At 75.2% G+C, this 18,713-nt stretch carries 16 protein-coding genes; 12 read left to right on the forward strand and 4 right to left on the reverse strand.

Going from position 1 to position 18,713, the window contains the following annotated elements:
• Nucleotides 1–64: 64 nt before the first annotated feature.
• A complete protein-coding gene (locus IW256_RS24780; protein WP_197013256.1) occupies nt 65–1,072 on the reverse strand; it encodes a D-2-hydroxyacid dehydrogenase in 1,008 nt (335 codons plus the stop codon).
• 271 nt (nt 1,073–1,343) lie between these two features.
• Here IW256_RS24780 and IW256_RS24785 point away from each other — a divergent pair, with 271 nt between their 5' ends.
• The 5 genes from IW256_RS24785 (at nt 1,344) to IW256_RS24805 (ending at nt 5,733) form a co-directional block, all read left to right on the forward strand.
• Nucleotides 1,344–1,826: a DUF3830 family protein gene (locus IW256_RS24785; RefSeq protein ID WP_197016526.1), complete on the forward strand. Its 483-nt coding sequence runs from the start codon at nt 1,344–1,346 to the stop codon at nt 1,824–1,826.
• A gap of 14 nt (nt 1,827–1,840) precedes the next feature.
• A complete protein-coding gene (locus tag IW256_RS24790; RefSeq protein ID WP_197013257.1) occupies nt 1,841–2,602 on the forward strand; it encodes a maleate cis-trans isomerase family protein in 762 nt (253 codons plus the stop codon).
• A 109-nt stretch (nt 2,603–2,711) separates the two neighbouring features.
• The gene (locus tag IW256_RS24795) at nt 2,712–3,560 is read left to right on the forward strand and encodes a maleate cis-trans isomerase family protein (RefSeq protein WP_197016527.1); all 849 of its coding nucleotides are present in this window, start codon (nt 2,712–2,714) and stop codon (nt 3,558–3,560) included.
• Between the two features lie 16 nt (nt 3,561–3,576).
• Entirely contained in the window at nt 3,577–4,236 is a 660-nt protein-coding gene (locus IW256_RS24800) for a GntR family transcriptional regulator (protein ID WP_197013258.1), read from the forward strand.
• A 243-nt stretch (nt 4,237–4,479) separates the two neighbouring features.
• Nucleotides 4,480–5,733: an aspartate aminotransferase family protein gene (locus IW256_RS24805; protein ID WP_197013259.1), complete on the forward strand. Its 1,254-nt coding sequence runs from the start codon at nt 4,480–4,482 to the stop codon at nt 5,731–5,733.
• Between the two features lie 85 nt (nt 5,734–5,818).
• On the opposite strand, the gene IW256_RS24810 is transcribed toward IW256_RS24805, so the two are convergent.
• From IW256_RS24810 to IW256_RS24820, 3 genes are all read right to left on the reverse strand, one after another.
• The gene (locus IW256_RS24810) at nt 5,819–6,967 is read right to left on the reverse strand and encodes a CaiB/BaiF CoA transferase family protein (protein ID WP_197013260.1); all 1,149 of its coding nucleotides are present in this window, start codon (nt 6,965–6,967) and stop codon (nt 5,819–5,821) included.
• Between the two features lie 110 nt (nt 6,968–7,077).
• Nucleotides 7,078–8,733: a hypothetical protein gene (locus tag IW256_RS24815; protein WP_197013261.1), complete on the reverse strand. Its 1,656-nt coding sequence runs from the start codon at nt 8,731–8,733 to the stop codon at nt 7,078–7,080.
• Between the two features lie 207 nt (nt 8,734–8,940).
• Nucleotides 8,941–9,117 carry a hypothetical protein gene (locus IW256_RS24820; RefSeq protein ID WP_197013262.1) on the reverse strand — a complete coding sequence of 59 codons (177 nt, stop codon included), beginning with the start codon at nt 9,115–9,117 and terminating at the stop codon, nt 8,941–8,943.
• A gap of 18 nt (nt 9,118–9,135) precedes the next feature.
• Here IW256_RS24820 and IW256_RS24825 point away from each other — a divergent pair, with 18 nt between their 5' ends.
• The 7 genes from IW256_RS24825 to IW256_RS24855 all read left to right on the forward strand — a co-directional run bounded on the left by IW256_RS24825 (nt 9,136) and on the right by IW256_RS24855 (nt 18,535).
• The gene (locus IW256_RS24825; protein WP_197013263.1) at nt 9,136–9,798 is read left to right on the forward strand and encodes a hypothetical protein; all 663 of its coding nucleotides are present in this window, start codon (nt 9,136–9,138) and stop codon (nt 9,796–9,798) included.
• 176 nt (nt 9,799–9,974) lie between these two features.
• Nucleotides 9,975–10,727, forward strand: a complete 753-nt coding sequence (locus IW256_RS24830) for a M50 family metallopeptidase (RefSeq protein WP_420535421.1) — start codon at nt 9,975–9,977, stop codon at nt 10,725–10,727.
• Nucleotides 10,728–10,884: 157 nt separating this feature from the next.
• A complete protein-coding gene (locus IW256_RS24835; protein ID WP_307829039.1) occupies nt 10,885–12,192 on the forward strand; it encodes an SWIM zinc finger family protein in 1,308 nt (435 codons plus the stop codon).
• Complete coding sequence (locus IW256_RS24840) at nt 12,189–13,778, forward strand: DUF5691 domain-containing protein (protein WP_197013266.1); 1,590 nt, start codon at nt 12,189–12,191, stop codon at nt 13,776–13,778. Before IW256_RS24835 ends, IW256_RS24840 begins: the two co-directional genes overlap by 4 nt.
• The gene (locus IW256_RS24845) at nt 13,775–14,860 is read left to right on the forward strand and encodes an ATP-binding protein (RefSeq protein ID WP_197013267.1); all 1,086 of its coding nucleotides are present in this window, start codon (nt 13,775–13,777) and stop codon (nt 14,858–14,860) included. The genes IW256_RS24840 and IW256_RS24845 overlap by 4 nt, the downstream gene beginning before the upstream one ends.
• A 28-nt stretch (nt 14,861–14,888) precedes the next feature.
• Nucleotides 14,889–17,321 carry a DUF5682 family protein gene (locus tag IW256_RS24850; RefSeq protein ID WP_197013268.1) on the forward strand — a complete coding sequence of 811 codons (2,433 nt, stop codon included), beginning with the start codon at nt 14,889–14,891 and terminating at the stop codon, nt 17,319–17,321.
• Complete coding sequence (locus tag IW256_RS24855) at nt 17,318–18,535, forward strand: VWA domain-containing protein (RefSeq protein ID WP_197013269.1); 1,218 nt, start codon at nt 17,318–17,320, stop codon at nt 18,533–18,535. Before IW256_RS24850 ends, IW256_RS24855 begins: the two co-directional genes overlap by 4 nt.
• Nucleotides 18,536–18,713: the final 178 nt, after the last annotated feature.

Below are 18,713 nucleotides of genomic sequence, written 5' to 3' on the forward strand. Positions count from 1 at the left end.
GTCGGGAAGGAGAGGTGGAAGCGCCGGGCGCCCGGCCGGGCCGGTCCCGGCCGGGCGGGGCCGTTCAGGACGAGGAGGCCGGGTCGCCCGAGCGGACGTAGCCCAGCCGCTTGTCGACGACGTTGCGCAGCGGCCGGCCGCTCAGCCGGCGGTCGAGATTGTCGGCGAAGAGCCGGACCAGTTCGTCCCGCCAGCCGACCACGTCACCCGACATGTGCGGGGAGACGATCACGTTCGGCAGCCCCCACAGCGGCGAGGGCGCGGGCAGCGGCTCGTCCACGAAGACGTCCAGCGCGGCCCCCGCGATCCGGCCCGCGCGCAGCGCCGCGACCAGGTCGTCCTCCACCACCAGCGGCCCGCGGCCGACGTTGATCAGCCGGGCGCCGGGCCGCATCCGGTCGAGCGCGACGCGGTCGATCATGCCACGGGTCCGGTCGGTGAGCGGGGCGGCCAGCACCACCCAGTCGGCCTCGCCCAGCGCCTCGTGCAGCCGGTCGTCGGACAGCACCTCGCCCAGGTCGGGATCCCCGGACCGGGCCGTGCGGCCGATCCCGCCCACCCGCAGCCCGGCCGCCGCCAGCGTCCGGCCGATCGCCCGGCCGATCGGCCCGGTGCCGACGACCAGCGCGCGGGTGCCGGCCACGCGTTCGGTCTCGCGGTGCCGCCAGGCGCCCTCGGCCTGGAGCCGCAGCGTGGCGGGCAGGTCCTTGGCGAAGGCCAGCACCAGCCCGAGGACGTACTCGGCGATCGGCCCGTCGAAGACCCCTCGCGAGTTGGTGACGATGGTGTCACCCTCGACCAGGGCGGGGAACAGCAGGCGGTCCACGCCGGCGCTGGCGATGTGCACCCAGCCGGGGCCTCCCGCCTCCGGCCAGGCGCGCGCGAGCGCCTCCGACCAGAAGTCGTACATGAACAGGATGTCCGCGTCAGGCAGCTGTTTGCCCAGGTCGCGCTCGGTGACATATCGTACGTCGGCGATCCGTTCGACCGGGGTCATGCCCGGCGGCCGGTCGTCGCCCTGAAGTACCACGATCACTGGCGGTCCGCCGGAAGTGGACGGCGACGTCCCCATGGGCCTCACTCTCTGGGGTCACTCATTTAACTAGAACGCAACGCGTGGGGGCATTGACACGCTAGGAAGCCTTCGTAGGATTGTCAACAATCAGCGCGGCGCCGAAGACGGCGAGAAAACGCCAGGTAGCCGCATTGATCACGTGCTGCAAGACCGTCGCAACCGTTCCACAGGCCAGGGCGGATCCCAAGGCGCTCTAATCGGAAGAGTCCTCTCGGGTGAGCGACGAGTCGCCACCCCTGTGCCCGGGGAGGCCGGCATGCCCAAGCTCATGACCATCACGTTGGAGCGCCGCGGCGTCTCCTGCGTCGCGGAACTGCTCGAAAAGGACGCGCCCCGCACCTGCGACGCGGTCTGGCGGTCGCTGCCGCTCGGCGGGGACGCGTACCACGCCAAGTACGCGCGCAACGAGGTCTACACCATGGTCGAGCGGTTCACCACCGAGGACATCGGCCAGGAGAACCCGACGGTCACCCCGATCCCGGGCGACGTGGTCTTCTTCGACTTCCACGGCGGGATGCTCGACCGCGGCTTCAAGGAGGAGAAGGGCATCGACGCGCTTCCCGGCGTGATCGATCTCGCGATCTTCTACGGGCGCAACAACCTGCTGCTCAACGGGGACGTGGGCTGGGTCCCCGGCAACGTCTACGCCACGATCGTGGACGGGCTCGACCGGATGGCCGAGGCGTGCAACGACGTGTGGCGCTCGGGCGGCGTGGGCGAGCGCCTGGTGTACCGACGGCACGACGGCTGAGCGGCGGCGGGGGAATGGCATTCGACCCTCAGCTGATCGTCGGCCCCGAGCTGACCGCCCAGCACGGCATCGGCGTGGTGGCCCCGTTCGACTTCGCGCTCGACCGGGAGCTGTGGCGCTGGACGCCCGACGACGTATCGCTGTTCATGACACGGCTGCCGTACGTGCCGGTCCCGGTGACGGTGGAGATGGCCTCCGCGCTGTCGGACCACTCGATCGTCCGCCAGGCCACCCGGGACGTGCTGGCGCCCGAACCGCTGGCGGTGGCCTACGCCTGCGCGTCCGGCAGCTTCATCCGGGGCGCGCAGGGCGAGCGCGAGCTCCAGCAGGTGATGGTGAACGCGGGCGCGCCCTCGGCCACGACCAGCTCGGGCGCCCTGGTGGAGTCGCTGGCGCTGCTGGGCATCAGCCGCATCGCGGTGGTGACGCCCTACATCGACAGCGTCACCGACCGGCTCGTGACCTTCCTCGGCTCGCACGGCATCGGGGTGGTGTCGTCGGTCGGGATGGGCCTGCTCAACCACATCTGGAAGGTGGGCTACGGCGAGGTGGTGAACGCCGTCTCGGCGGTCGACCGCGACGAGGCCGAGGCCGTCTTCATCAGCTGCACCAACGTCCCGACCTACGACATCATCGCTCCGCTGGAACGGATGATCGGCAAGCCCGTCCTCACCGCCAACCAGGTGACCATGTGCTCCGCGCTGCGGGCCATGGGCTGCCGGGCGGCCGGCGAGGGCCAGTGGCTGGTGCAGCTCACCAGCGCGACCGCGGCCTGAACCGCCGCTCGCGACGCCCGGCGGTCCCTGGGCACGGCCCGGGGACCCGAGCAAAGCAGTGGTAAATTTGTCAACAATCTGCAAGAGCACCCGGATCGGAGGTCGGATGGTGGCGAGCGTCGGATTCCTGTACCCCGGCTACAGCGCCGAGGACGACTATCCGGTGATCGAACGGATCCTCGGTGACGTTCGCCTGCCGGTGGTGCACACGCTCATGCGGGAGGACGCCCACCGGGTGGACGCCCTGCTGGACGTGGGCGGCGCCGACGTGCTGTCCGAGGGCGCCCGCAAGCTGCGGGAGCTGGAGGTGCGCGCCGCGGTCTGGGCCTGCACCAGCGGCAGTTTCGTCTTCGGCTGGGACGGCGCGGCCACCCAGGTGGCGGGGGTGTGCGAGGCCGCGGGGGCGCCCTCGTCGAGCACCTCGTTCGCGTTCGTCCACGCGGCCCGCCACCTCGGCCTGCGCCGGGTCGCCGTCGCGGCGACCTACCCGTCGGACGTGGCCGGGCACTTCACCGGCTTCCTCGGCAAGGCCGGCATCGACGTCGTGGCGCTGTCGTGCCGCGGCATCATCACCGCGGCCGAGGTCGGCACGCTGGGGCGCGAGGAGGTCCTGGAGTTCGTCGCGGCCAACGACCATCCGGAGGCCGAGGCCGTCCTGGTCCCCGACACCGCCCTCCACACCGTGGCCTGGCTGGACGACCTGGAGGACCGGCTCGGCAAGCCCGTCCTCACCGCCAACCAGGTGAGCGTCTGGGAGGGGCTGCGGCTCGCGGCGGCGACCGGCGACGGGGCCGCCGACGTGCTGCGTCCCCGTCCCGGGCTGGGCGCGCTGTTCGCCACGGCGGGCGCCACCGCGCTGGCCGGGGCGTTCACCGCGACCCTCACCGCCGAGGTCACGGCGGTCTCCGGTGCGGCCTCCGGCGGCGCCGAGCCGGGTGCGACTCCGCGCACAACTTGAGAGAGGGGCCCTCGATATGGGCCGATTGGGTGAGCTTGAACCCGTCCCCCGCAAGTCCACCGTCGAGATCGTCTACGACGAGCTACGGTCGGCGATCATGTACGGCTCGCTGGCTCCCGGCGAGCAGCTGGGCGAGGCCGAGCTGGCCGGACGCCTGGGGATCAGCCGCGGACCGCTGCGCGAGGCCATGCAGCGCCTGGTCCAGGAGGGCCTGCTGCACAGCGAACCGCACCGCGGGCTGTTCGTGATCACGTTGGACCAGGGCGATGTGGAGGACGTCTACCTGGCCCGGCTGGCCATCGAGCGGGCCGCGTGCACGCTGGTGATGGACCGCAACCGGGGCGAGGCGGTGGCCCGGCTCACCGAGGCGCTGGACCACCTGGTGGAGGCCGCCCGGCAGCGCGACCGGGTGGCCATGAGCGACGCCGACCAGGCGTTCCACGAGGTGCTGGTCAGCGCCTCGGGCAGCCCGCGCCTGGAGCGCATGGCGCAGACGCTCCTGGTGGAGACCCGGATGTGCCTGAACGCCCTGCAGGACACCTATCCCGAGCCGCAGGAGCTGGTCGAGGAGCACCGCCGCCTCGTCGACGCCATCTCCGACGGCGAGGAGGAGCGGCTGCTGCGCCTCATCGAGGAGCACATGACCGACTCCATCGAGCGGCTCCGTATTCCCTGAGCGAGGCCCGGACGAGCCCTCAGCGGCTCCCGATGCCGCCCGGCCCGTCAACGGCGACGGGCACGGGCCCGGGCCCGCCGCACGGCCAGGGGAGTCCACTGGGCCATGGGCCGGCCACAGGGCCGTGGGTCCATGGGCCGGCCACAGGGCCACACAGCCTTTGCCTTCACGAGACTGGACAGCAGGACCGGTCCCGTGTTGGCATATCCTGCAGATTGTCAACAATCCTACTGGGAGGGTCGCATGGCTCAGCTGTCCCCCGTGCTCAAGCAGGCCACCCCCGTGCTGGCGGAGCGCGGAGAGGGCGTGTACCTCTACGACAAGGCAGGCCGCCGCCATCTCGACTTCACCGCCGGGATCGGCGTCACCAGCACCGGGCACTGCCACCCCCGGGTCGTGGAGGCCGCCCAGCGGCAGGTCGCCACGCTGATCCACGGCCAGTACACGACCGTGATGCACGAGCCGCTGCTGCGCCTCACCGAACGCCTCGGCGAAGTCCTGCCCGAAGGGGTCGACTCGCTGTTCTACATGAACAGCGGCAGCGAGGCGGTGGAGGCCGCGGTCCGCCTGGCCCGCCACGCCACCGGACGCCAGAACATCCTGGTCTTCCAGGGCGGTTTCCACGGCCGCACCATGGGCGCCGCCGCCCTCACCACCGCGGGCACCAAGTTCCGCGCCGGGCTCGGCCCGCTGATGCCGGGGGTCGTGGTCGCGCCGTTCCCCACCGCCTACCGGTACGGGTGGAGCGAGGACGAGGCCACCCGGTTCGCGCTGCGCGAGCTGGACTACGTGCTGGCGACCTCGGGCGCCCCGAAGGACATCGCGGCGTTCATCGTCGAGCCCGTGCTCGGCGAGGGCGGGTACATCCCCGCGCCGCCGGCGTTCCTGGAGGGCCTGCGCGAGCGCGCCGACCGGCACGGCTTCCTGCTGATCGTGGACGAGGTGCAGACCGGCTTCGGCCGCACCGGCCGGTTCTGGGGCCACCAGCACTCCGGTGTCCGGCCCGACATCCTCATCACCGCCAAGGGCCTGGCCAGCGGCTTCCCGCTGTCGGCGATCGCCGCCCCGGCCGCGCTGATGGAACGGGCCTGGCCCGGATCCCAGGGCGGCACCTACGGCGGCAACGCCGTCGCCTGCGCCGCCGCACTGGCCACCCTCGACGTCATCCAGGACGAGGGCCTGGTGGAGAACGCGGCCGAGATGGGCGCGCGCCTCCAGGACGGCCTGCGCAAGGTCGCCGCCGACCATCCCGCGGTCGGCGACGTCCGCGGCCTGGGCCTGATGCAGGCCAGCGAGTTCACCACGCCCGGCGGCGAGCCCGACCCGGGCGCCGCCCAGCGCGCCCACAAGGCCGCCGCCGACCGGGGCCTGCTCCTGCTCACCTGCGGCGCCCACGGCAACGTCGTCCGGATGATCCCGGCGCTGGTCGTCGACAGCGGCCAGATCGACGAGGCCCTCGCCCTGTGGCGGGAGGCCGTGACCGAGGCCACCGCCTGACCACCGATCAGGACGCGCCTCACCGCACCCGAGACCACGGACGGGGATGGACCGGGCAAAGCCATCCCCGTCCGTCGGGGCGCGGTCAGCTCTGCACGACCGACCCGTCGGCCAGCAGGCCCTCCACGTCCTCGAAGCCCAGCTCCGTGAGCACGTCGCGGCTCTGCCCGCCCGGCAGTGCGGGCACCCCATCGGTCTCGGCGTCGGTGCGCGAGAAGCGCGGCGCCGGGGCGGGCTGGCGGTGGCCGTCCCGTTCCAGGAAGACGTCCCGCTCGGTGTTGTAGGGGTGCTCGGCGGCCTCCTTGAGGGAGAGCACCGGCGCCACGCAGGCGTCGCTGGGCAGGAAGACCTTCGCCCACTCGTCCCGGGTCCGGGTCCTGAACACGGCGGCGATCCGCTCGCGCAGCTCAGGCCAGCGCTCCCGGTCGTGCTGGCCCGGCAGCCCCTCCTCTCCCTCCAGGCCGAGCAGGCGCACGAACTCGGCGTAGAACTGCGGCTCGATCGCGCCGACCGCCATGTGCCGGCCGTCGGCGGTCTCGTACACGTCGTACCAGGGGGCGCCGGTGTCGAGCATGTTGCTCCCGCGCCGGTCCTGCCACAGCCCGCCGGCCATCATCGCGTGGATGAACGTGGACAGGTGGGCGGTGCCGTCCACGATCGCGGCGTCCACCACCTGGCCCCGCCCGCTGGTCTTGGACTCCAGCAGCGCCGACAGCACGCCGACCACCAGGTACATGCTGCCCCCGGCGAAGTCGCCCAGCAGGTTGAGCGGCACCTGCGGCGGGCCGCCCGCCCGCCCGATCGCGTGCAGCGCACCGGTGACGGCGATGTAGCCGATGTCGTGCCCGGCACTGCGCGCCAGCGCGCCCTCCTGCCCCCACCCCGTCATCCGGCCGTACACCAGCCTGGGGTTGCGGGCCAGGCAGTCGTCCGGGCCCAGGCCGAGGCGTTCGGTCACCCCCGGCCGGAATCCCTCCAGCAGGACGTCCGACCGCTCCACCAGCCCGAGCACGACCTCCCTGCCGCGCTCGCTCTTCAGGTCGACGGCGATCGAGCGCTTGCCGCGATTGCTGAAGTCGGTGCCACCGGCGGCGGCGCCCGCCTTCACGGCGGACACGCGGTCCACCCGGATGACGTCGGCGCCCAGGTCGGCCAGCAGCATCGCCGCGAACGGCCCCGGGCCGATCCCGGCCAGCTCGACCACCCGTACTCCGGCCAACGGCCCCTTGCCCATCCCAGCCCCTTTCGCCGAGTCTCGCACCACCGGCTGAACCATATTCGGTATGCCCTCAGTGTGCACGACCACGGTAAGCGCCGACTGACCGCCCCGCCCGGCTCCGCCGGTCAGGCGGGGCGCGTGCTGACGGTCACCGGTCCCGCGGGGCGGCGGTCCGCCGGGCCGGCCGGGACGGCGGTCAGGAGGCGCTCGCTGACCTTGCTCCGGCGCAGCGGCCCCTCCGCCCGCGGGACGAGGCCGCGGGCGGCGGCGGCCAGGTAGTACCAGTCCCCGCGGGCCGACCGCCACCAGGTGCCGCCGGCCGGGCGCCGGTCGTCGCACCAGCCGGTGTCGTGCGCCTTGTCCTTGTCCAGCAGCGTTCCCTGCGCGGCGGTCCCCCCACCGGCGAAGGCCATGCCGGCGCACACCCACTGGGCACGGCCCCCGCCCTTGGGCAGCACGCCCGACCAGAACTCCCACGCCGTCGCCGCGGCCACGGGACGCGCGGGGATCGGGGTGAGGCAGGCCACGCGATCCCAGACGCGCAGGCCGTCGATCTTCAGCTCGGTGGGCGGCCTGGACGCGTCCCGCGCCCCGGGGCCGGACTCGTGTCCGGCGGACGCGTACTTGGAGGAGGGCGGCCGGTAGGTGACCGTGACGGGGCGCGGCCCCCCGAACTCCCCCACCGTCCGGCCCCCGTCCGTGCCCTTGAGGTGGAAGAGCGGCCCCCTCCCGCAGGGTGTACGGGGCGTCACGGGCTCGGTGACGCCGTGGCGTAGGGCCACCTTGCGTCCGGTGAGGGTCTCCGCCCTCTCCCAAGGGGCGAGGAGGTACCGGCCGCCTCCGAGAGCCATCGGGGCCTCGGCGTCCGTGCCCGCCGCCGAGAGCGTCAGGGGGCCGTCCGGGCCGGTGAAGCGGCCGACCTTGTCGCCCCGGCGCAGCAACGCGACCGGCCGCCCGTCCACCCGGCCGGCGAAGAGCAGCTGCGGATCGCCCTCCCGCCCCGCCCCGCCGGCGCGCGTGGCCGCCGTCCAGGCGCGGAGCGCCCGTTCCCGGAACGCGGCGTCGCCGGTCAGGTCACCGCGGGCGGGCCAGACGTCCAGGCCGCGCGGGGCGCGCCGCCAGGCGTCCGGCGCGGCCGAGAGCAGCCGCGCGTCGCGGGCCGCGGCGGACGAGGTGCCGCCCAGGGGCGCACGGCCCCCGCTCTCGCTCACCACCATCACGCCGAGCAGGCCCGCGGTGAGGACGAACGCGACCCCGGCCGGCACCGGCGGGCGGTGGCGGACCGGCCGCCGCACCGGGCCGAACGGGTCGGTGCCCGGCCGTTGCGGATCGCCCGGGAACACCCGGTCCGCCGCCGCGCCGGCCGCCTCGATCACCGGCCAGGGGTCGCGCACGCCCAGCGCGACCAGCTGGTCGCGCACCGCGTACCGGGGCGTCCGCGCCACCGACAGCAGCACGCAGGCCACCCGCACCGGGGGTTCCAGGGCCGCCAGCGCCGTGGTCGCCGCCGGGTCGGGCAGCCGCGGCGGCGCGGCCCGCAGCCAGGGCCCGAGCCCGATCCGCCATCGGCGGGACGGGCGCATGGCGCGGCGCAGCACGCGGGTCCGGCGCCGCGCGTGGCCGCCGCGCGCCCCGGTCACCTCGACGATCCTGCGGGCCATGGCCAGCCGGTAGACGCGGCTGCCCGTCCCCGGAAGGACGAAGTACGCCAGCCTGACAAGATCCCGATAGCCCGCCCGCGCGCCGCGCGGGCCCGGCCCCGCCCCATGCTCGTCCCGCATCGCCGTCCGTTCCCCCCGGTCCGCCTGCTGATGCGGACCAGACATTAGGCAGCCCCATTACCGCCTGACGCGGACTTGGCAGAACGATTAAGCACGCGGGGCGCTATCTCCCGATTTGAACGGCCCGTTCGGTGAACAGGCCGGGAAATCCCCGCACCGCCCGGTTTCCCGGCGGGCCCCCTCGCTGACCCCTCGCGGAGAGGCGCCTCAGGAGGGGCCGGAGGTCTCGGGCGCCTCGGACGCCTCGGCGAGACGCCGGTGCAGGCGTTCCCTGATCTCGTCCGGGGAGTAGGCGCGCCGGCGCCGCTCGGCCCGCGCGATCACCGCCCCGGTCGCCGCGACTCCGACGAACCCCGCCACTCCCAGCACCTTCCACCACCGCATCCGCCTAGGGTAGCGATCATGACCGGCACCAGCATCGGCCTGGACGAGGCCGTCGACCTGACCCGTACCGGCGACGTGTGGCTGTTCCGCGGCCGGACGGTGGCCGACCGCGCGATCCAGATGACCACCAACAGCCCGGTCAACCACGTCGGCATGTCCATCGTGATCGACGATCTGCCCCCGCTGATGTGGCACGCCGAGCTGGGCCGCTCGCTGCGCGACATGTGGACCGGCAGCCACCACCGGGGCGCCCAGTTGCACGACCTGCGCGACGCCGTGGTGGCGTGGGGGACGCGGTACGGGCAGCGCGCCTGGCTGCGGCAGCTGGACCCGCCCGCCGGCCGGGAGATGGAGAACGCGGCGCTGAAGGCGGTGGCACGGCTGGACGGCACGCCGTTCCCCTCCACCTCGCGGATGGCGTCCCGGTGGCTGCGGGGGCGGGTCCCGTTCCGGCGTCCCGCCGAACGGGACATGAACCTGGAGACCGCGTTCTGCGCCGAGATCGTCGCCGTGACCTACCAGTCCATGGGCCTGCTGCCCGCGGGGCGCCGCCCGAACTGGTTCGACCCGGGGCGCTTCTGGAGCGGGGACGACCTGGAGCTCGACCTGGGCGCGCGGCTGGGCGGCGAGATCAGTGTGACGGTCCCGGCGGCCCCGGGCCCGTCCTCCCGCCGCCGCTGACGCCGCCGACACCGACGCCGACACCGCAGCCGCCGACCGTCCAGGGCACCGTGCCGCGGGGAAGTGACGCGCACCACAGGAGATCGGCCATGCCACGCGAAAAGAACCGAACGCGAACGTTATGCCGGACGTCCTAATCTGGGGCACCGCGCGCGACGAGGACATTCGAGGTGGACGTGGAGACGGTAAGCATCGCCGATCTGTGGGACCGGGTGACGGGGACTCAGCCTGATCCGCCCTGGTGGCTGGTGATCCTGGTCGGGCTGGTCGCGCTGGGCGCCGTCCTGCACGGCCCGACGTGGCGGGTGGCGCGCAACGTCGTGACGATCGCGCACGAGGGCGGGCACGCGCTGATCGCCCTGGCCACCGGCCGGAAGCTGGACGGCATCAAGCTCCACTCCGACACCTCGGGCGTCACCGTCTCGCGCGGCAAGCCGCACGGCCCCGGAATGATCTTCACCGCGATGGCGGGGTACCTCACCCCGCCGCTGCTGGGCCTGCTGTTCGCCGTGCTGCTGGCGGACGGCCGGATCACGCTCATGCTGTGGTTCTCGCTGGCCCTGCTGGCCGCGATGCTGATCATGATCCGGAACGCCTACGGGGTGCTGTCCATCGTGGCCACCGGAGCGATCATCTTCGGGGTCTCCTGGTTCGGCGGCGCAAAGATCCAGGCCGGTTTCGCCTACCTGGCGGCCTTCTTCCTGCTGTTCGCCGCCGCCCGCCCGGTGGCCGAGCTCCAGCGCATGCGGGCCCGGCACATGGCCCCCAGCTCCGACGCCGACCAGCTGGCCCACCTCACCGGCGTGCCCGGCCTGGCCTGGGTCGCCCTCTTCGCCGCCGTGGCCCTGGGCGCCCTGCTCACCGGCGGGCTCCTGCTGACCCCCGACGCGGCGGCCCTGCCCGATCTGCCCACCCCGCCCGGCCTCTGACGGCACCGCCGCGTACGGGTGGCGCATAGGGGTGGCGCATGCGTGTGGCGCGTACGTGCACGGCCGGTGCGTGCATGCTCCGTCCTTGGCTCCGTCTTTCCGGAGGGGCCGGCGCGAACGGCGGTGAATGTCGTACCTCACGGATAGTTTCGAGAGTGTGAGCGATCGGTGGGATCGGGAGCAGGTGCTCGGGCTGGCGCCGGACGCGGCGTCGGCCAAGGCGGCGGGTGACGTCGCCCGGCCCGCGAAGTGGAGCGGCACGGGCCACGACGCCGACGCCGTCTGGGGCGAGTGCGAGGGCGGCGGCGCGAGCACCTACCGCACGTCGGTCGATCTGTCCGGGCCCGCGTTCCGCTGCACGTGCCCGAGCCGCAAGGTGCCCTGCAAGCACGCCCTCGGCCTGCTCCTGCTGTGGAGTGAGGGGGCCGCCGAAGGCGGGGCACGGCCGCCCTGGGCCGCCGAGTGGATCGAGCGGCGCCGGGCCCGGGCGGAAACGGCGCGGGAGGGGACGGCGCGGGAGCACGGGCGGCCGGGGGCCGGGACGGCGCGGGACCCCAAGACCGCCGAACGGCGCGAGCAGCGGGTCGGCGGCGGGCTGGCCGAGCTCGACCAGTGGTTGCGCGACCAGGTGACGCACGGCCTCGCGCAGGCGGAGAAGGCCCCCTACGGGCTCTGGGACGACGCGGCCCGGCGGCTGGTGGACGCGCAGGCGGGCACCCTGGCCGGGCAGATCAGGGGGCTGGCGGGGATCCCGCGGCGGCCCGGCTGGCCGGACCGGCTGCTGGAGGAGTACGCCCTGCTGCGCCTGCTCGTCCGGGCCTACGACCGGCGCGAGGAACTGCCGGAGGCGATGCGCGCGACGGTGCGCTCCCGGATCGGCTTCACGGTCCCGCAGGACGAGGTCGTCCGGAAGGGTGAACGGGTGCGGGACCTGTGGTGCGTGACAGGGGCCCGGGACGTCGCCCAGGACCAGCTCACCACCAGGAGGGTGTGGCTGCTCGGGCGCCGGACGCGGCGGCCCGCGCTGGTGCTGTCGTTCGCCGCGCCCGGACGTCCCCTGGACTCCTCGCTGCTGGTGGGCACGGAGATCGACGCCGAGCTGGCCTTCTACCCGGGGGCGCAGCCGCTGCGGGCCCTGGTCCTCGAACGGCACGGCGCGGCGGCCGCGGCGGCGCCCGAGGGCCGGTCCATCGCGGAGTTCCTGGACGGCCACGCGGCGGCGCTGGCCCGCGATCCGTGGCTGGACCGCTGGCCCGCGGTGCTGCGCGGGGTGCGTCTCTCGCGTTCCGGCGATCCGCGGATCGTCGACGAGGCGGGCGACGCCCTGGCGCTGCTGCCCGCCGACCCGTGGCGGCTGCTGGCGGTGTCGGGCGGCGCCCCGGTCACGTTCGCCGGGGAGTGGTCGCCGCGCGGGATGCTGCCGCTGGCCGCCTGGGCCGCGGACGAGGGGGTCGTGATCCTGTGAGCCTGTGGAGCGAGCACGTCACCGCGGCGCTGCTGGGCACGGAACGGCGGCCGGTGCCCGCGCTGCCGGAGGCGCCCGCGGAGGGCGGCGACCCGGCGGGGCGGCTGCTGGACCAGGCGGCCGTCCTGGCGGTGCGGCGGCGGGCGGGGCGCAGGCCGCAGGCCGGCGCCGAGCCGGTCGCGCCCGCCCCGCAGGAGGAGGTCCCGGCCGTGCCGCCCGCGGCGGGCCGGCGGCTGGCCCGCATCCTCGGCGGCGAGCAGATACGGGTGCTGCCGGAATGGCTGGAGGCCGCCGCCCGCCACGGCTACCGGGTGCCCTCGCGGCTGCTTCCCGAGCTGCTGGAGAAGGGCCGCACCGACCGCGTCCTGCGTCCGGCCATCGCCGCCGCGGCCGGGCGGCGCGGGGTCTGGCTGGCCCTGCAGAACACCGACTGGGCCTACCTGGTCGGGGCCGGGGAGGACCCGGGCGGCGGCACGGACGTGTGGGAGACCGGGACGCGGCAGCAGCGGGTCGCCCACCTGACCCGGCTGCGCGGCACCGACCCGGCGGCGGCGCGGGCGGCGCTGCGGGAGACCTGGTCGCGGGAGCCGGCGCCCGACCGCGCCGCGTACCTGGCCACGTTCGAGCGCGGGCTGTCGGCCGCGGACGAGGAGTTCCTGGAGGAGGCGCTGGAGGACCGCGGCAAGGACGTCCGGCAGCTCGCCTCCGACCTGCTGGCCCGGCTGCCCGGCTCGGCGTACGGGCGGCGGATGGCGGTGCGCGCCCGCGGCTGCCTGCGGCCCGAGACCCGCACGGTACGGGAGCGGCGGCAGACCTGGATCATGGTGGTACCGCCGCGCGTCCACGACGAGGACCTGGCCAGGGACGGCGTCCCGTTCCACCCGACCGGATCGTTCGCGCCCGGGCGGCGGGCGGGCGGGCCGGTGGGCACCAGGGCGGCCTGGCTGCGCGAGATCCTGGCCCGTACCCCGCTGGCCACCTGGACCGAGCTGTTCGGCCTGCCGCCGCTGGAGATCGTCTGCCTGCCGGTGGGCGGCGGCGCCGAGGCCGGCGACGGCGCGGCCGGGGCCGGGGCCGACGCCGACCGGCGCGGCGCGCGGGACGTGCACATCGGCTGGGCCCGCGCCGCCCTGCGCCAGCGCGACGCCGCCTGGGCCAGGGCGCTGCTGAAGGGCGGCGTGGTCGTCGACGAGCCCGAGGCGCTGGCCGACCTGCTGGCGGTGCTGCCCGGGAACGAGCGCGACGCCCGCGCCGCCGACCTGATCGGCTGGGTCGAGGGCCCGCGCGACCTGCTGGGGGTGCTCGACCGGGTTCCCGGGCCGTGGACGGGCGAGCTGGCGGACGCGGTGGTCGCCACGATCGGGCTGGCCGCGGAGCGTTCCTCGCGCTGGCACGAGCACACGTTCATCCAGCTGTGCCGGCTCGCCGAGCGGCGCCTGTCGCCGGACGCGGTGGCCGCGCTGGAGCCGCAGGCCGGGACGGGCACCGGTGGCACCGCCGCGGAGGCGGCGGCGGGCCGGGCCCGCGCCGAGCTGATCGACACCCTGCGTTTCCGTCACGAGATGCTGAAGGAGCTCGCCCAGTGACGACCGACGCCGTTCTGCGGCCCCACGCCGAGCAGCAGTACGCCGACGAGCTGGCCCGCCTGGCCGAGCACGACGACCGTCCGCGCCCGCCCGGCTGGCGGCTGTCGCCCTGGGCCGTCACCACCTACCTGTTGGGCGGCGAGCTGCCCGGCGGATCGGTGATCACGCCGAAGTACGTGGGGCAGCGGCGCCTGATGGAGGTCGCGGTGGCGACGCTGGCCACCGACCGGGCGCTGCTGCTGCTCGGGGTGCCCGGCACCGCCAAGACCTGGGTTGCGGAGCATCTCGCGGCGGCCGTCAGCGGCGACTCCACGCTGCTTGTGCAGGGCACCGCCGGGACGCCGGAGGAGGCGGTCCGGTACGGGTGGAACTACGCCCGCCTGCTCGCCGAGGGCCCGTCCGAGCGGGCCCTGGTGGAGAGCCCTGTGATGCGGGCGATGCGGCGGGGCTCGGTGGCCCGGATCGAGGAGCTCACCCGCATGCCCGGCGACGTCCAGGACACCCTGATCACCATCCTGTCGGAGAAGACCCTGCCGGTGCCCGAGCTGAACACCGAGGTCCAGGCCGTCAAGGGGTTCACCGTCATCGCCACCGCCAACGACCGCGACCGCGGGGTGAACGAGCTGTCCAGCGCGCTGCGCCGGCGGTTCAACACGGTGGTGCTGCCGCTCCCGGAGTCGGCCGAGGACGAGGTCGACATCGTCGCCCGGCGGGTCGGCCAGATCGGCTCCGCGCTGGAGCTGCCGGAGACCCCGGCCGGGCTGGAGGAGATCCGCCGGGTCGTCACCGTCTTCCGGGAGCTGCGGGGCGGCGTGACCGCCGACGGCCGCACCCGGCTCAAGTCCCCCGGCGGGACGCTCAGCACCGCCGAGGCCATCTCCGTGATCACCAGCGGGCTGGCGCTGGCCGCGCACTTCGGCGACGGGGTGCTGCGCGCCGCCGACGTGGCCGGCGGCATCGTCGGCGCCGTGGTGCAGGACCCGGTCTCCGACCGCGTGGCCTGGCAGGAGTACCTGGAGGCGGTCGTGCGCGAGCGTCCGGGGTGGGGCGACTTCTACCGTGCCTGCCGGGAGGTCTCGTGATCCGCTCCCGCCCGTGCGGAGGGCCCCGGTGACCCCCGGCCCGCCGGCCGGGGACGGGCGCGGCGACCGCGGCGGGCGGGCCCGCGTCGAGGTCTTCGGGGTCCGCCACCACGGGCCGGGGTCCGCGCGGGCCGTACGGCGGGCGCTGGAGGACTTCACGCCCGACGCCGTGCTGGTCGAGGGCCCGCCGGAGGCCGATCCCATCGTCGCGCTCGCCGGCGACCCGGAGATGGTGCCGCCGGTCGCGCTGCTCGCGTACGCCCCGGGCCGGGCGCCCGCCGGGGGCGCCTCGGGCGGCTCGGGCGGCGCGTCCGGCGGCACGGAACGGCAGGCCGCGTTCTGGCCGTTCGCCGAGTTCAGCCCCGAATGGCAGGCCATCCGCTACGCCCTCGGCGCCGGCGTGCCGGTCCGCTTCTGCGACCTTCCCGCCGGGCACCAGCTCGTCCAGGACACCGGCGACCCCGACGCCGACCCCGGCGAGCCTGCGGCGCCCGGCGACCCCGGCGAGCCTGCCGAACCCGCGGCGCCCGGCGAGCCCGCGGGGCCCGGTGATCGCGGCCACGAGCCGGCCGAACGCGCCATCCGTCTCGACCCGCTCGGCTGGCTGGCCAGGGCCGCCGGCTACGACGACGCCGAACGCTGGTGGGACGACGTCGTCGAGCACCGCCACGACGGCCCGTCCCCGTTCCCCGCGATCGCCGAGGCGATGACCGAGCTGCGCGAACGGCTCACCGCGCCCGGCGAGGACCTGACCGGCCTGCCGCCGGGCTACCTGCGGCGCGAGGAGCGCCGCGAGGCGCACATGCGGCGGACGCTGCGCCGCGCCCTCAAGGAGGGCCACGAGCGGGTCGCGGTGATCTGCGGGGCCTGGCACGTGCCGGCGCTGCTGCGGAAGGTCCCGGCGGCCCGCGACGACCAGATCCTGCGCGGGCTGCCCAAGGCCAAGGTCGCGATGACGTGGGTGCCCTGGACGCACGGGCGGCTGGCCGGCGACTCCGGTTACGGCGCGGGCGTGCGCTCCCCCGGCTGGTACCACCACCTGTTCAAGGCGCCCGACCGCCCCGTCGAGCGGTGGCTGACCGAGGCCGCCCGCGTCCTGCGCGAGGAGGACCTGCACGTCTCCTCCGCCCACGTGATCGAGGCGGTCCGGCTCGCCGAGGCGCTCGCCGCGCTGCGCGGGCGTCCCCTGGCCGGCCTGGAGGAGGTCGACGAGGCCGCCCTGGCCGTGCTGTGCGAGGGGGCCGGGCTGCCGCTGGAACTGATCCGGCGGCGGATGGTGGTCGGCGAACGGCTCGGCTCCGTCCCCGAGCGCACCCCCATGGTGCCGCTGCAACGCGACCTGCAGGCCCAGCAGCGCCGCCTGCGGCTCAAGCCCTCCGCCCTGGACCGGGAGCAGGACCTCGACCTGCGCAGACCCAACGACCTGGAGCGCAGCCGGCTGCTGCACCGCCTCCGCCTGCTGGACGTCGACTGGGGCGTCCCGCAGGAGGACGGCGGCCGTTCCAAGGGCACGTTCCGCGAGACCTGGACGCTCATGTGGCGGCCGGAGTTCGACGTCGAGCTGATCGAGGCGAGCGCCTGGGGCACCACGGTGCACGGCGCGGCCACCGCCCGCGCCGAGGCCATGGCGGCGCACGCGGGGGCGCTGGCCGACCTCACCTCGGTCGCCGAGCGCTGCCTGCTCGCCGACCTGGGCGAGGCGCTGCCCGGGGTGATGCGCGCCCTGGCCGACCGGGCCGCGGTGGACACCGACGTCGCGCATCTGATGTCCGCGCTGCCCGCCCTGGTCCGGGCGCTGCGGTACGGGGACGTGCGCGGGACCGCCACCGGGCCGCTGCGCACCGTCGTGGACGGCCTGGTCGTGCGGATCTGCGTGGGCCTGCCGCCCGCGGTCTCCGGCCTGGACGACGACGCCGCCCGCGAGGCGCTCGGCCGGATCGACGCGGTGCACGGCGCGCTGGCGCTGCTGGACGACCCCGCCCATCTCCGGCGGTGGCGCGACACCCTGGCGTCGGTCGTGGACCGCGAGCACCTGCACGGCCTGCTGGAGGGGCGGCTGACCCGGCTGCTGCTGGACGCCGGGCGGATGCCCGGCGTCGCCGACCGGATGGCCCGCGCGGTCTCGGCCGGGGCCGCCCCCGACCGCGCCGCCGCCTGGATCGAGGGCTTCCTGTCCGGAGGCGGCCTCATCCTCGTCCACGACGAGGACCTGCTCCGCCTGGTCGACGCCTGGATCGCGGGCCTGCCCGGCGAGGCCTTCACCGGCGTCCTCCCCCTGCTGCGCCGCGCCTTCGGCGGGTACGGCGCCGCGGAACGCCGCACGATCGGCGAGCGCGTCCGGCGGCTGGACGGCCCGCGCGCCCCGGGCGACCGCCCGGACGACGACGGCCCCGACCCCGTCCGCGCCGCCCCCGCCACCGCGACCGCCCTGCGCATCCTCGGCTGGGAGGCCCCCGCATGAACCCCGAAGAGACACCCACCGGCGGCACGGAGCCGCGCGAGCCGGGCACGGGCGAGCCGGTCACGGATGACCGACTCAAGCGCTGGCGGCTGGTCCTGGGCGGCGAGGAGGCCGAGGGCACCGGGGTCCGGCTCTCGGGCGACGAGGCGCGCATGGACGGCGCGCTGGAGAAGCTCTACGGCGCCGGGGGCGGCGGCCGGTCGCGCTCCGGCCGCCGCGGCGGCGGCCTGGGCGACTCGGTCCCCGGCGTGGCGCGGTGGCTCGGCGACATCCGCGCCTACTTCCCCTCCACCGTGGTCCAGGTGATGCAGCGGGACGCCATCGAACGGCTCGACCTGACCCGTCTCCTCCTCGAACCGGAGATGCTCGAGGCGGTCGAGCCCGACGTGCACCTGGTCGGCACGCTGCTCTCCCTCAACCAGGTGATGCCCGACCGCGCCCGGGAGTCGGCGCGGGCCGTGGTCGGCAAGGTCGTCCGGGAGCTGGAGCTGCGGCTGGCCCAGCGCACCCGTTCGGCGGTCGGCGGCGCGCTGGACCGGTCGGCCCGCGTGCTGCGGCCCCGCCGCCCGTCCGACGTCGACTGGGACCGGACGCTCCGCGCCAACCTGCGCCACTACCTGCCCGAGCAGCGCACCCTCGTCCCCGAACGCCTGATCGGGTACGGCCGGCGTACGCGGGCCGTCGAGCGCGACGTGGTGCTGTGCGTCGACCAGAGCGGTTCGATGGCGGCCTCGGTGGTGTACGCGGGCGTCTTCGGCGCCGTCCTGGCCTCGATCCGGTCGCTGCGCACCTCCCTGGTCGTGTTCGACACCGCGGTGGTGGACCTCACCGACCGGCTGCACGACCCCGTCGAGCTGCTGTTCGGCACGCAGCTCGGGGGCGGCACCGACATCAACCGCGCCCTCGCCTACTGCCAGGGGCTGGTCACCCGGCCCAACCGGACGATGCTCGTGCTCATCAGCGACCTGTACGAGGGCGGCCTCCGCGCGGAGATGCTCCAGCGCGTCGCGGCGCTGACCGCCGCGGGGGTGCAGGTGATCGTCCTGCTGGCGCTCTCGGACGAGGGCGCCCCCGCCCACGACCACGAGAACGCCGCCGCCCTGGCCGCCCTGGGCGTCCCGGCGTTCGCCTGCACCCCGGACGCCTTCCCGGATCTGATGGCCGCCGCCGTCGAGCGCCGCGACCTGAAGGAGTGGGCCGAACGCAACCTGTGACCGCGCCGCCCGCCACGCGGGGCCGGCGGGGCCGGTCCCGGGCAGGCCAGGAGGCGACTCCCCCTTTCACGGGTCTTCACCGATCTTCTGCTAGAAGTGTGGGGTGGCGCAGATCTTGTCGCGTCCGCTCGGGGCGGCGTGGTACGGCGGGGGAACGGTCCTGGGCGGCGCCGGACCG

The organism is Actinomadura viridis (assembly GCF_015751755.1).
GTDB classification, from domain to species: domain Bacteria; phylum Actinomycetota; class Actinomycetes; order Streptosporangiales; family Streptosporangiaceae; genus Spirillospora; species Spirillospora viridis.